The sequence below is a fragment of the Micromonospora sp. DT15 genome (assembly GCF_049841475.1).
In the GTDB taxonomy this organism is placed as follows: domain Bacteria; phylum Actinomycetota; class Actinomycetes; order Mycobacteriales; family Micromonosporaceae; genus Micromonospora.
On the sequence record NZ_JBNCKJ010000002.1, the window covers coordinates 588041 to 600103 of the forward strand.

Annotated in this window: 14 protein-coding genes; 9 read left to right on the forward strand and 5 right to left on the reverse strand. The window is 72.7% G+C overall.

Annotation, left to right across the window (positions count from 1 at the left end; genetic code table 11):
• Window positions 1–15 precede the first annotated feature (15 nt).
• Window positions 16–912 (reverse strand): aldo/keto reductase, encoded by an 897-nt coding sequence (locus tag ACLQ3F_RS06880; RefSeq protein WP_425847204.1) that lies wholly within the window; start codon window positions 910–912, stop codon window positions 16–18.
• A 73-nt stretch (window positions 913–985) separates the two neighbouring features.
• Entirely contained in the window at window positions 986–2239 is a 1254-nt protein-coding gene (locus tag ACLQ3F_RS06885; RefSeq protein ID WP_425847206.1) for an MFS transporter, read from the reverse strand.
• A 159-nt stretch (window positions 2240–2398) separates the two neighbouring features.
• Here ACLQ3F_RS06885 and ACLQ3F_RS06890 point away from each other — a divergent pair, with 159 nt between their 5' ends.
• Window positions 2399–3391 carry a LacI family DNA-binding transcriptional regulator gene (locus tag ACLQ3F_RS06890; RefSeq protein ID WP_425847208.1) on the forward strand — a complete coding sequence of 331 codons (993 nt, stop codon included), beginning with the start codon at window positions 2399–2401 and terminating at the stop codon, window positions 3389–3391.
• A 91-nt stretch (window positions 3392–3482) separates the two neighbouring features.
• Window positions 3483–4190, forward strand: coding sequence for an alpha/beta hydrolase (locus ACLQ3F_RS06895; RefSeq protein ID WP_425847209.1), 708 nt, complete (start codon window positions 3483–3485; stop codon window positions 4188–4190).
• Between the two features lie 33 nt (window positions 4191–4223).
• Here ACLQ3F_RS06895 and ACLQ3F_RS06900 read toward each other — a convergent pair whose 3' ends face one another.
• Together ACLQ3F_RS06900 and ACLQ3F_RS06905 are read right to left on the reverse strand one after the other, a co-directional pair.
• Window positions 4224–5348 carry an FUSC family protein gene (locus tag ACLQ3F_RS06900; protein ID WP_425847211.1) on the reverse strand — a complete coding sequence of 375 codons (1125 nt, stop codon included), beginning with the start codon at window positions 5346–5348 and terminating at the stop codon, window positions 4224–4226.
• A gap of 565 nt (window positions 5349–5913) precedes the next feature.
• Window positions 5914–6543: a TetR/AcrR family transcriptional regulator gene (locus tag ACLQ3F_RS06905; protein WP_355007399.1), complete on the reverse strand. Its 630-nt coding sequence runs from the start codon at window positions 6541–6543 to the stop codon at window positions 5914–5916.
• Between the two features lie 67 nt (window positions 6544–6610).
• On the opposite strand from ACLQ3F_RS06905, the gene ACLQ3F_RS06910 reads away from it, so the two are divergent.
• Window positions 6611–7045, forward strand: coding sequence for an FAD-dependent oxidoreductase (locus tag ACLQ3F_RS06910; RefSeq protein ID WP_425847212.1), 435 nt, complete (start codon window positions 6611–6613; stop codon window positions 7043–7045).
• 176 nt (window positions 7046–7221) lie between these two features.
• Window positions 7222–7608 (forward strand): FAD-dependent monooxygenase, encoded by a 387-nt coding sequence (locus ACLQ3F_RS06915; protein WP_425847214.1) that lies wholly within the window; start codon window positions 7222–7224, stop codon window positions 7606–7608.
• Here ACLQ3F_RS06915 and ACLQ3F_RS06920 read toward each other — a convergent pair.
• On the reverse strand, window positions 7578–8042 hold the full coding sequence (locus tag ACLQ3F_RS06920; protein WP_357199230.1) for an NUDIX hydrolase: 465 nt from the start codon (window positions 8040–8042) through the stop codon (window positions 7578–7580). The genes ACLQ3F_RS06915 and ACLQ3F_RS06920 overlap by 31 nt on opposite strands.
• A 140-nt stretch (window positions 8043–8182) precedes the next feature.
• Between ACLQ3F_RS06920 and ACLQ3F_RS06925 the strand changes: the two genes are divergently transcribed.
• The 5 genes from ACLQ3F_RS06925 to ACLQ3F_RS06945 all read left to right on the forward strand — a co-directional run bounded on the left by ACLQ3F_RS06925 (window position 8183) and on the right by ACLQ3F_RS06945 (window position 12063).
• Window positions 8183–8995 (forward strand): LppM family (lipo)protein, encoded by an 813-nt coding sequence (locus ACLQ3F_RS06925; protein WP_425847216.1) that lies wholly within the window; start codon window positions 8183–8185, stop codon window positions 8993–8995.
• A gap of 143 nt (window positions 8996–9138) precedes the next feature.
• Window positions 9139–9474: a hypothetical protein gene (locus tag ACLQ3F_RS06930; protein ID WP_355007395.1), complete on the forward strand. Its 336-nt coding sequence runs from the start codon at window positions 9139–9141 to the stop codon at window positions 9472–9474.
• A gap of 11 nt (window positions 9475–9485) precedes the next feature.
• Complete coding sequence (locus ACLQ3F_RS06935; RefSeq protein WP_357199237.1) at window positions 9486–10094, forward strand: glycine zipper family protein; 609 nt, start codon at window positions 9486–9488, stop codon at window positions 10092–10094.
• A complete protein-coding gene (locus tag ACLQ3F_RS06940) occupies window positions 10091–10789 on the forward strand; it encodes a carboxypeptidase regulatory-like domain-containing protein (protein WP_357227504.1) in 699 nt (232 codons plus the stop codon). Before ACLQ3F_RS06935 ends, ACLQ3F_RS06940 begins: the two co-directional genes overlap by 4 nt.
• Before the next feature lie 23 nt (window positions 10790–10812).
• Window positions 10813–12063, forward strand: a complete 1251-nt coding sequence (locus ACLQ3F_RS06945) for a phage tail sheath family protein (protein WP_357199243.1) — start codon at window positions 10813–10815, stop codon at window positions 12061–12063.

The window sequence follows — 12063 nt, forward strand, 5'->3', positions numbered from 1 at the left end:
TGACGGGGTGGACGATCAACGGAGACGGGTCAGGTCTTCCGGGGTCAGGCGTAGGGCTCCAGCGGCGACGTTCTGCGCCAGGTGCTCCGGGTCCGCGGTGCCGGGGATGGCGAGCACGTGAGGGCCCTGGTGCAGGGTCCAGGCGAGGCGTACCTGCTGCGGGGTGACGCCGTGGGCGCGGGCGACCGCCTCGACGGCCTCGCCCTGCGCGGTGCTCGCGCCCGCCTCCCGCCCGGTGCCGGCCAGCGCGAAGAACGGCACGTAGGCGATGCCCCGCTCACCGCAGAGCCGGACGAACGCGTCCTGCTCCCGGTAGGCGTCCACCCCGTAGTTGTTCTGCACGCAGACCACCGGCGCGATGCCCGTCACCTCGTCCAGCTGTTCCGGCCGGACGTTGGAGAGCCCGAGGTGCCGGATCAGCCCGGCGGCCCGCAACTCGGCGAGCGCGCCGAACCGGTCGGCCACCGGCACCGCACCCGGCCCTCTGCCGAGGCGCAGGTTCACCACGTCGAGCTGGTCGCGGCCGAGCCGGCGAAGGTTCTCCTCCACCTGGGCCCGCAACTGCGCCGGGGTGAACGCCTCGGTGAAGCCCGCCTCCGGGTCGTACCCGAAACCGACCTTGGTGGCGATCACCAGGTCCTCCGGGTACGGGGCGAGCGCCGCGCGGATCAGCTCGGTGGCGTAGCGGGCCGGCCCGGTGCCGACACGTAGGGTGCCGCCGGGCGAGACGTAGAACGCGGCGGTGTCGATGTGGTTGACGCCCAGCTCCACGGCGCGGCGCAGCAGGGCGACGGCCCGGTCAGGGTCGGGGTTCGCGGTGATCCGCATGGAGCCGAAGCCCATCCGGCGCACGGTGCGGTCGCCCAGGGTCCAGGTGCCCGCCGCAGCGGCGGTGATCTCGTCGGTTGGCATCGGGCGACCCTAACCAGCTCGGGTACGTGACGCAGTCGGCCACGCACCCGATACCGCCCGACGGCGGAGTGGGTTAGTTTTTAGTGGCGGAGGAAACCGCGTGCGGCGGGCGCAGCACCGGCACCAGCAGCAGGGTCGGCAGCAGCAGCAACGGCACCGCCAGCAACGCGCGCAGGGTGCCGACCTCGTCGCCGACCAGCCCCAGCAACGGCGGGCCACCGAGGAACGCGGTGTAGCCGATCACCGCGACCACGCTCACCCGCACCGCCGCGTGCGCCTCGTCGTCGGCCGCCGCGCTCATCCCGACCGGGAAGCCCAGCGACGCACCCAGGCCCCACAGCGCGACGCCGATGACAGCCACCGGCCCGGAGCCCGCCAGCACCGCCAGGCCGGCGCCGACCACGGCGAGGCCGATGGTGCCGCTGAGCACCGGCACCCGACCCCACCGGTCCAGGGCGATGGTGCCGACGGTGCGTCCGACGGTCATGCCGACCACGAAGACCGCGAAGACCGCCGCGCCGGCGGCCTCGCTCAGCTCCCGTCCATCGATGAACGCCACGGCCAGCCAGTCGTTGGCGGCACCCTCGGTGAACGCCGCCACCAGCACGAACAGCCCGATCAGCAGGGTGCGCGGCTCCCGCCAGGCAGCGAGCTGAGCCCGGCGGCGGGCAGCCGGGGTGGCGTCCGCCGGGTCGCCGGTGTGATCGCTGCCCACGGGCAGGAACGTCCGGGCGGCGAGCGCGGTGCCGGTCAACACGACAACCGCCACAGCGACGAGATGCGCGCCGACCGACACGTCGAACCGGGCCGCCCCGGCGCCCAGCGCCGCTCCGGCCACCGAGCCGAGGCTCCACCCGGCGTGGAAACGGGGCATGATCGTACGAGCCAGTCGCCGTTCCACCGCCGCGCCCTCGACGTTCATCGCCACGTCGCAGGCGCCGGAGCCGTAGCCGAGAGCGACGAGTCCCAGGGCGACGACGGCGAACGACCCGGTCATCGTGGCGCCCAGGCCCGCCACGGTCAGGCCGACCGCGACCACCCCGGTGGCGAGGGTGACGGTGCGGGCCGCGCCGAGACGCTGGGCGAGCAGGCCGGCCGTGGGCATGGCGAGCAACGCGCCGACGCTCATCGCCAGCAGCAGCAACCCGAGTCGGCCGGCGGAGAGGTCCAACGCCTCCCGGACCGCCGGAACGCGGGAGAACCAGCTACCCACGGCCAGCCCGTTGAGGGTGAAGGTGACAGCGACGCCATTGCGGGCGAGCCGCACCGTCCGCAGGGTCGGCGACGCGGTTTCCGGGGCTAACGGGCGACTGGTGGGGGCGCTCACGAGGGTAAGTCCTCTTTCTCGGGGTGATCTGCTGGCACGATCGCACACCTGAGAGCGCTACCACCACAACCGGGCACCGCCCCTTACCGCTGCTGGACCGGCCGGGGCATGATGGGCAGGCGTTGGTCCCCACCTGACGGGCCGCCGAAGGAGGCGACGATGACGACAGCGGCACACCGACCGGCCACTCTTGAGGACGTGGCCCGGGTCGCCGGGGTGTCCCGGTCCACGGCGTCGCGGGTGATCGCCGGCACGGGATTCGCCTCGCCGGCCGCCCGGAAACAGGTCACGGCGGCCGTCGACCAGCTCGGCTACGTGCCCAACCCGGCCGCGCGGGCGCTGGTCCACGGCCGAGGCGGCGTACGCCTGGTCGTTGCCGTTCTGGGCACCAGCGCCGCCGTGCTGGACGACCCGTACGTGAACCAGGTGGTCGGCGCGGCCGCCCGGGTGTGCACGCCCGCCGGTGTCGGGGTGGCCCTGTGCTGGCTGCCGTTCGGCGACCCCCGCAGCCTCGACCAACTCGACGGCGATCGCAGTGTGTGCGGGGTGATCCTGGTCAACACCACCGAGGAGCTGCTGGCGGCGGTGCCCCGGTCGCTGCGCGGTCGGGTGGTCTCGATCGGCATCGGCTCGGCGACAGTGCCCTCGTTCGACGTTGACAACGCCGCCGGCTCCGAGGCGGTGCTGCGTCATCTGTACGCCTCGGGGCGCCGCCGGATCGCCATGGTGACCGGCCCCCGGTGGCTGCCCTGCGCGCAACGCCCCGTGCAGACGTACCGCCGGCTGATGGCCGAGGCCGGCCTACCGGAGCGGATACTGCCCGGGGACTTCCGGGCGGCGCGCGGCCGGACGGCGGCCGGCGAGGCGCTGCGCCGCTGGCCGGACATCGACGCCATCTACGCGATCAGCGACGACACCGCGCTCGGGGTGATCGCTGGCCTGCGCGACGCCGGCGCGCAGGTGCCCGGCGACGTCGCGGTGGCCGGCTTCGACGACATTCCGTTGGCCGGGATGACCGCCCCGGCGCTGACCACTGCGAGTCATCCGGTCGGGCGGATCGCCGGCGCCGCAGCCACCGCTCTGCTGGAGGGGCGCCCGGCTGCCCCGGTGACTTTCTTCCCGTCCGCACTGGTGGCACGGGCCAGCGCGTGAGTCGACGTCCGGTCGAGCACGCTCACGGTTAACCAGTGGCGGGCCGGGTAACCGCGTCGGACCTTCCGTCCACCGTGAGGAGCGCCGACCCGTGTCCGACTCCGCGCCGTCGCACTGGGACCCGGCGCCGAGCCCCCGGGACGGCCGGTTGACCGTCCGCCGGCACCCTCCGGTGGCGCCGGGCCGCACCGGGCTGGCGCCGATGACCGGCCCCGACGGTGACCGGCTGGCCCTGGGGTACGCCCCGGAGCCGGCGACCGACGGTTCGGCGTACCGGTTGGTGCTGCTCCTGCACGGTGCGGGCGGCTCGGCGCGACAGGGGCTGGACCTGCTGTTGCCGGTCGCGGACGCGCATCACCTGCTGCTGGTCGCCCCGGACTCGTCAGCGGCCAGTTGGGACCTGATCGCCGGTGGCTTCGGGGCGGACGTGGGGCGCATCGACGGGCTGTTGGCGACCGTCTTCGACACCTACCCGGTGGCCGACGTGACGGTCGGCGGCTTCTCCGACGGTGCCTCGTACGCGCTATCGCTGGGCTTGGCGAACGGGGATCTGGTCGACGCGGTGCTGGCCTTCTCCCCCGGTTTCGCCGCGCCACCGGTCACCCACGGCCGGCCACGGATCTTCGTCTCGCACGGCGTCGACGACCGGGTGCTACCCATCGACGTGTGCAGCCGCCGTCTCGTCCCCCACCTGCACGACCTCGGCTACGACGTGACCTACCAGGAGTTCCCCGGCGGCCACGACATTCCCGCCCCGATCCGCGACGCCGCCACCACCTGGCTGACCGCCCATCCTTGAAGGTCGGGGAACCAGCGTTGAGCAGTGCGGACATCAGACCGGTGGGAGGCCCAGGGCTTCGTCGACGCGGCCGAGGACGGCGGCGTCGTCCTCCGGGTTGACGCCGCGCAGCAGGTCGATGGCCGTCGCCCGGACCTGACCGATGATCATCGCTAGGGGGAGGGTCTGCGTGGGGCCGAAGAGCTGCCCGGCGGCGTGCACCGCGGCCAGCGCCGACTCGTCGGCCCGACTGGCGTGCCCGTCGGCGGTCTCCTCCTGCCCGTCGAGGTCGGCGGCGAGGGCGGCACCGGCCTGACGGACCGCCTCGGCCAGTGACCGCAGGGCGACGCCCAGCTCGGGCGGAACAGGAGTGTGCAGCCGGCTGAGGGTCACGCCCGCACGGGCCAGCACGCGGACGTTGCGGACCGCGTAGTCGATCTGTCGGATCGACTCGTCCACCGAACGCAGCCGACCGATGTGCCGACGTCGACGGACGTTGAGCCGCAGCGCCTCACCGGCGGCCAGCACACCGTCGCGCAGCCCGTCCACCCGGGCGTCCATCCCCCGCGCCTGCCTCAGCGCGGCGACCGCCGCCGGCTCGTCACGGTCGTTCAGCGCGTCGGCGATCCCGCCCAGCAGACCGGCCAGCTCGTCGAAGGTCCGCCGCACCTCGGCGACCAGCGGGGCCAGCGGATGCCGGGCGTCGACCAGCAGGCTGGCCGCGAGGGCGACCACGCCGCCGACCAGCGCGTCGACGAAGCGGAACGGCACCAACGAGCCGTCCGGCGGTGCGACCACCACCAGGTAGAGCGCGGAAACGGCGGCCTGCACCAGCGTCACGCCGGTGGCGCCGAAGGCCACCGCCAGGAAGACTGTGAGCAGGATGACGGTGAACACCGTCCAGGTGCTGCCCGGGCCGAGCGCCTGCACCACCAGGTCCGCGACGAGCACCCCGGCGGCGACCCCGAGGATGACCTCGACGGCCCGGCGGATGCGCTGCCCCCGGGCCTGTCCGAGGACGATCAGCGCGGCGGCCGGCGCGAAGAAGGGCTGTGGGTGCCCGAGCAACCGGGTGGCCAGCAGCCAGGCCACCGTCGCCGCGACGGTTGCCTCCAACACCGGCCGCCAGCCGTGCCGCAGCCGGCCGCCGGCCGTCCGCAGGCCCCTGAACCGCACCATCGCCCAACCTCTCCACCCCGCTGGGCCACCCGCCAGACCGCCCCAATGCCAAGCCGCCAGGCCGCCAGGCCGCGAGGCCGCGAGGCCGTCACGCCGTCACGCCGTCACGCCGTCACGCCGTCACGCCGTCACGCCGTCACGCCGTCACGCCGTCACGCCGTCACGCCGTCAAGCCGTCAAGCCGTCAAGCCGTCAGCTCACCACATCCGCCACCAGCTCACGCCGGCACACCGCAGCACGCCGTCCACTCGCCCTTTGGAGCTGATGTCATAAACGAATCAGGCGCGATGTCGTAAACGATTCAGCTCCAAAGGGCCGGCCCACCGCACCATGCCGGCGGCCACGGCATCCCGTGGCGATCAGTCTCCCATCCCGTGTCGGACCTGATCACCGGGCTGCTGTGCGACCCAGCCGGGTGCAAGCGCGCAGACGGGCCCGCACGCCGTCGGGCCCACGCGCCACCAAGCCCAAGAGACCATCGGGCCTGCGCGCGGCCGGCCCAAGACACCATCGGCCCGCGCGCGGGCAGGCGCGGCGTCCCGCTCGGCGACCGGCGCCGGTCGGGTCAGCTTCCGGTGAGGGCGCGCAGCAGCGTACGGACGGCGGCGCTCAGGTCGGCGCGGCTGGCGACCGTACCGGGCGGTGGGGCGCTGAGCGCGCCCGCGCCGGCCAGACGGTCGAAGAGCAGCCCGTCCACGAACGCCACGAACTGGTCGCCCTGCCGATCAGGGTCGGTGGCCCCGGCCCGGGTCAGCAGGTCCCGGGCCTGCACCCGCAGGCCGGTGCCGTGCTGCAGGATGCCGCGCAGCTCGGGCCGGTGCACCGCCTCCAGGAGGCACGCGTAGCGGGCGAGGCTCCGGCTGCGTCCGGTGCTCAACCAGCGGTCGAGCACCTCGGCGACGCCGGCGGCGAGCGCGTCGAGGTCGCCGCTGTCGAGCCGGGGCGCAGGGGTCGGGGGTGGCGGGCCGGTCGGCAGGTCGTACGCCGCCAGGTCGGCCCGGTCCCGCTCGGCGAGCCGTCCCACCACCGCCTCGATCAGCGCCTGCCGGGTCCGCAGGTACGCGGAGGTGGTGCCCGGCGGCATTCCGGCGCGGCCGTCGACCGCCCGGTGGGTCAGGGCTCGCATACCACCGTCGGCGATCAATTCGATGGCCGCGTCGGTCAGTGTCGCGATCCGGTTCCCCCGCGCCGTCATGGCACTCCTCCCTCCCGGTGGTCCGGAGGTAGTATCGCTCTTCTACAGGTGTAGAAGGAGGATCGACATGGACGACTCACACGCGGTGGTGGTCGGCGCCGGCATCGGCGGGTTGAGCGCGGCACTCGCCCTGCACCAGCACGGATGGCGGGTCACCGTCCTGGAGCGCGCCCCCGAGATGCGCGAGGTCGGTGCCGGCCTGAGCCTGATGGCGAACGCGGTGCGCGCGCTGGACGCCCTCGGACTCGGCCCGGCCCTGCGCCGGGGTGGACACGGTGAGGCGCCCGGCGGAATGCGCGACCGGCACGGGCGATGGTTGTCCCGGGTGGAGGCCGCGGAAATGATCAGGCAGCTGGGCACCACGGCGCTCGGCGTGCACCGGGCCACGCTGCACCGCACCCTGCGCGAGGCCCTGCCGGCGTCGTCCCTGCACACCTCCGCCACGGTGGAGCACGTCGAGTCGGGGCCCGGACAGCGCCGAGGTGCGCTATCAAAGCCCTGACGGCCCTCACACGGTCACCGCCGATCTGGTGGTCGAGGCCGACGGCCTGCGCAGCCGGGTCCGCGCCCAACTCTGGCCGCAACACCCCGGTCCGGTGTACGCCGGATCGACGACGTGGCGGGCGGCCATCACCTTTCCCCATCCCGGCGCTTCTCGCGGCAACTCCACCCGACGTCGTGCTGCGCAACGACATCCACCACCTGGCTGAGCCGCTGCCCTCGTACGTGCGGGGGCGGGTGGCCTTGCTCGGCGACGCGGCCCACCCGATGACGCCCAACCTGGGGCAGGGCGCCGGACAGGCGATCGAGGACGCTGTGGTGCTCGGCGCGGTCTGCGCCGGCGGCGCAGGGCACGTGCCCGTTGCCCTGGCGGCGTACGACGAGCAGCGTCGACCACGCAGTCAGTCAGTTGCCCGTGCCTCCTACGTCGCTGGACGGTTCGGACAGCAGCTGCACAACCCGGTCGCCTTCGCGATGCGGACCGTCGCGTTGCGGCTCATCCCGAGCCGGCTGGCCCTGCGCAGCATGGCTCGCTACGCGGACTGGCGACCGCCGGCGGTCTGAGCCGGGCCAGCGATCCGGCCGGTGGCCAGGGCGGCGTACTCAGCCGAGGCGAGGAACTCGGTCAACACCTCCACGGTGCCCGGCGTCCAAGGACGACCGTCGAGCACCTCGGCACCCGGGACGAAGAGCATCGCCGCGCCCTCGCCGAGCACCACGTCCTCCTGCCGGGCCCTGGTGGTGCCGAGGAAGTAGTGCTTCACCCGGGCCAGCTCGGGCAGCGACTGCACGGCGACCGGTTGCAGTGGCCCGTCGGCCCGCAGGCCGGTCTCCTCCAACAACTCCCGCTCGGCGGTCTGCTCCGGCGTCTCCCCCGGCTCGCCGTGGCCGCCGGGCAGCCCCCACACGTTCGGGTGGTGCGTCGCGTCGCCGTCGCGCAGTTGCAACAGCAACTGCCCGTCGGGATCTACCAGCAGGACGCACGCGACAATTCTCATCCGGCCAGACTACGGCCGGCGAGGAGCCGTCGTGGCCCCAAAGCTCCAGAATAGTCATTCGGGGCGTCGGCGGCACTAATCAAAGGCGACAGTGCGCCGGTACAATCGGCGACTTCGTTGTGACCGATCGCTGACTGCTGATGGTGAAAGCGATCACACACACTGAGCCCATGAACAGGAGAGTCAACCGCGGTAGGGCACTCCGCGTCGCGGTGTGCCTCCTTCTTCTCGCCGCGCTGAGCGGCTGTATGCAGCTCAACATGGGGTTGACCGTCAACGCCGACGACACTGTCGACGGGCAGCTCCTGCTGACGGCCCAGAAGTCCGTGCTGAGCAGTCGCAACAAGAACCTCCCGGTCGCCTTCGCGGAGTTGCGGCAGAACATCCCCGCCCTGCCGGCGGGCGAGGAAACCCTTTACCAGGACGACACTTTCTACGGCTCCCAGATCAGTTACCGCAAGGCGCCGCTGGCTGGTTTCGACACCGAGAGCGTGAAACTGGTCAGGGACGGCGATCTTTACCGCTTCACGCTGCCGCTCGATCCCAAGAAATATGGCGGAAAGGTTGCGGAACAGAATCCGCAGAACCAACAGGCGTTCCTCAAGCTCATGTCGTTCGAGATCTCGGTGACATTTCCCGGCCGGGTGATCGACAGCAATGGCTCCGTCAACGGCCGGTCGGTCAGTTGGAAGGTCGATCCCAACCAGGACAAGCCAGCCGAGCTGCGGGCCGTGGCCGAGGCGCCACCACGACCGTCCACCTCGCCGGTTGCCGCCGGCGAGGAGGACGACGGCGGATTCCCCTGGCTGTTCGTCGTCGGCGGTGTCCTCCTCCTGCTGCTGCTCGCCGCGGTGGGCGTACTCCTGATTCGCCGCCGTCACCCCGCGGCGCCGGCGGCGCCCGGTCCGACCCCGCCGCCGGGCCCTCCCGCCGGCGCCCCGGGGCCCGGCTGATCCACCTGGTGGCCGGCTCGGCCGGCCACGCCCGGCCCCGGCCGCCCCCGAGACGACGGCGACCGGCCCCGGTGCTCCCCGCAGGGGCACCGGACCTCACCACCACCACATCCCGGTCGCACCATCGCAGAAGGGGGATCGTCATGAACGATCTCTTCACCTGGGCAGCCCTGGGGACCATCGCCGGCGCGAGCGCCGCCACCCTGCTGGCCACCAACGTCATCGGCGGGCTGATCGGCCCGAGCGGCGACAAGCTCCGCAAGTGGATCGCCATCGCCATCGCGTTGCTGCTGTCCTACGTGACAGCGGCGTTCGCCGACGAGGCCGGCGGCGAGAAGTGGGTCATCGCGTTCTTCAACGCGCTGGTCATCTTCTCCGCCGCGCTCGGCGTCAACCAGTTCCCGCCCGGCAATCGACAGGCGACGCCGACCCAGGTCGCGAGCGGTCGTGAGCCCCGAGTCTTCCGTTCCTGGGTCTGAGGGGTGCCGTCATGGTCTTCGGAATTCTCAGCGCAGCCGCTCACGTCGGCTTCGGCGCCCTGCTCGGCTTCCTCGCCGGTGGCCCCATCGGGCTGCTGATCGGCGCCGTCGTGGGCCTGGTGGTCGGCGCGGTCTTCGGCTGGTCGGTGGCCTCCGCCGGGGTGTACGGCTCGGACGCCCGCGGCATCTTCCTCTTCGTCGTCGACCACACCTGGAGTCTGCTCAACACTGTCGTCGGCGCGATCTACCTGACGGTGCACCTGATCTTCGGGCACTCACTGGACCGGCCCACATCACTGAACAGCGGCCGGGTCAGCGTCGTGGAGGGAGTGTCGCCCCGCTACGCCACCACCATCGGCACCGTCTGCGCCGGCTCCACCTCCGGCATCCAGCGGCACGAGGACGTGCACATCTTCCAGGGTCGTCTGCTCGGGCCGCTCTACATCCCCCTCGTCCTGGCCAACTACGTCCTGTTCACCATCGCGCCGGTGTGGCTGCTCTACCACGACCACACCAACGCGCCGATTAACCGCTTCACCCGGTACTTCGAGATCGGCGTCTACCCGCACGTGTGGAACGAGGCCATCGCGTACCGGATCCAGGGGACGCCGCCGCGATGACCACCCACGGGCGCGGACCGATCGAGAGCGCCACCGCCGAGCTGGTCGCCTGGGTGACCAGCGCGGCGGGGGAACCGGTCCCGATCGGCCCGCCCCGCGCGTGCGACGACGCCGACGGGCTCACTCTCTGGCCCCTCGAACTGCGCCCGGCCCGGCAGACCCGCTCCAGCGGCGCGGTCCGCGAACCGTATCGATTCACGGTCCGCCACCTGCTCTGCGTCACCGGTCCGGCCGGGTTGCCCCGGCTGGACCGGGTCCTCACCGCCGCGACCAGCGACGGCAGTTACCCGGTCGTACTGGAGGCCGGTGATCCACCGCTGTGGACGGCGTTCGGTACCGCGCCCCGACCGGCGCTGCTGATCGACGTGGCGGCGCAGGTGGACCACCCCACTCCGGCCGCGCCGCCGGTGCTGCAACCGCTGCGGTTGCGGCAACTCGACGTGCGCAGCCTCAGTGGGCGGGTCGTCGGCCCCCAGGAGCAGCCACTGGCCGCGATGCGGGTCGAGCTGCCCGCCACCGGCTCCGCCACCCGCACCGACACCGAGGGCCGGTTCCTGATCGTCGGTGTCCCGCACGACCCCGAGCACCCGAGCCCGGTCCGGCTGCGGCTGAGCGGACGCGGGCTCGTCCTCACCGCCGACGTCGACCCGGCCGAGGACGACATCGTCATCGTCTGCGCGCCACCGACCCACTGACACCCACAGGCACAGGAGGACCGATGCCCAGTTACTTCTCCCCCGGCATCTATGTCGAGGAGGTCCCCAGCGGCGCCCGACCGATCGGGCCGGCGAGCACCAGCATCGCCGCTTTCGTCGGCGTCGCCCCGGATCGCTCCGCCCATCTGGGCAAGGCGGTGCCGGTCAACAACTGGACGGAGTTCCTGCGGCTCTTCGCCAGTGGGGAGCGGGTGGAGAGCACCCCGTTGGCACGGGCGGTCTTCGGCTTCCTGGACAACGGGGGCGCCCGCTGCTGGGTGGTCAACGTCGGCGAGGGTGGCGCGATCACCGGCTCCGGGCAGCGGCGCGGGGGTCTGCAACTGCTGGAGGCCGTCGACGAGATCTCGATCATCGCCGCGCCCGGCTTCCACGACGTGGTGTCGCACGAGGCGCTGCTCAGCATGGCCGAGCGCACCCGCACCATGGTCGCGATCTGCGACCCGGCGCCGGACATCGACGACATCTCCGCGTTGACCCGGGTGGCCACGCCGTCCTCCGGCAAACCCCCCAAGCCCGCCGAGGGTACGGGCGGCGGTCCCGGCGGCGGCGCGGCCCAGCCGGGCGGTTCCGGCGGCCACGAGGGGGCCGCCTACCGGCCGCGCCAGTCCGAGTTCGGCGCGTTCTACTACCCCTGGCTGCGGGTGCGCGACCCGATCAGCGGCGAGTTGGAGCTCACCCCGCCGAGCGGGCACCTGGCCGGCATCTGGGCCCGCACCGACGCCCTGCGCGGGGTGCACAAGGCACCCGCCAACGAGCCGGTGCGCGGCGCCGTCGACCTGGGCTACCTGGTCACCCGACCGGAACACGACGTGCTCAACCCCAAGGGTGTCAACGTGATCCGCTACTTCGCCGGCGAGGGCATCCGCGTCTGGGGCGCCCGTACGCTCGCCGCCGAGGCCAGCGAGTGGCGCTACCTCAACGTCCGACGCCTCAGCATCGCCATCGAGCAGGCCATCGCCAACGGCACCCGGTGGATGGTCTTCGAGCCCAACGACTTCACCCTCTGGCGTTCGATCCGGCGCGACATCGGGGCGTTCCTCACCCGGGTGTGGCGCGACGGCGCTCTGCTGGGGCGCAGCCCGGAGGAGGCGTTCTTCGTCAAGTGCGACGAGGAGACCAACCCGCCGGACGTCCGCGACGCGGGCATGGTGATCGCCCACATCGGCATCGCGGTCGTCAAGCCCGCCGAGTTCGTGGTGTTCAAGCTGAGCCAGTGGGCCGGCGGTACCGAGACCGAGACGATCGGAGGCTGA

Coding starts and splice junctions, on each gene's coding strand:
- ACLQ3F_RS06880 (WP_425847204.1), bottom strand. CDS start 912: ATGCCAACCGACGAGATCACCGCCGCTGCGGCGGGCACCTGGACCCTG.
- ACLQ3F_RS06890 (WP_425847208.1), top strand. CDS start 2,399: ATGACGACAGCGGCACACCGACCGGCCACTCTTGAGGACGTGGCCCGG.
- ACLQ3F_RS06900 (WP_425847211.1), bottom strand. CDS start 5,348: ATGGTGCGGTTCAGGGGCCTGCGGACGGCCGGCGGCCGGCTGCGGCAC.
- ACLQ3F_RS06905 (WP_355007399.1), bottom strand. CDS start 6,543: ATGACGGCGCGGGGGAACCGGATCGCGACACTGACCGACGCGGCCATC.
- ACLQ3F_RS06910 (WP_425847212.1), top strand. CDS start 6,611: ATGGACGACTCACACGCGGTGGTGGTCGGCGCCGGCATCGGCGGGTTG.
- ACLQ3F_RS06920 (WP_357199230.1), bottom strand. CDS start 8,042: ATGAGAATTGTCGCGTGCGTCCTGCTGGTAGATCCCGACGGGCAGTTG.
- ACLQ3F_RS06925 (WP_425847216.1), top strand. CDS start 8,183: ATGGTGAAAGCGATCACACACACTGAGCCCATGAACAGGAGAGTCAAC.
- ACLQ3F_RS06930 (WP_355007395.1), top strand. CDS start 9,139: ATGAACGATCTCTTCACCTGGGCAGCCCTGGGGACCATCGCCGGCGCG.
- ACLQ3F_RS06935 (WP_357199237.1), top strand. CDS start 9,486: ATGGTCTTCGGAATTCTCAGCGCAGCCGCTCACGTCGGCTTCGGCGCC.
- ACLQ3F_RS06940 (WP_357227504.1), top strand. CDS start 10,091: ATGACCACCCACGGGCGCGGACCGATCGAGAGCGCCACCGCCGAGCTG.
- ACLQ3F_RS06945 (WP_357199243.1), top strand. CDS start 10,813: ATGCCCAGTTACTTCTCCCCCGGCATCTATGTCGAGGAGGTCCCCAGC.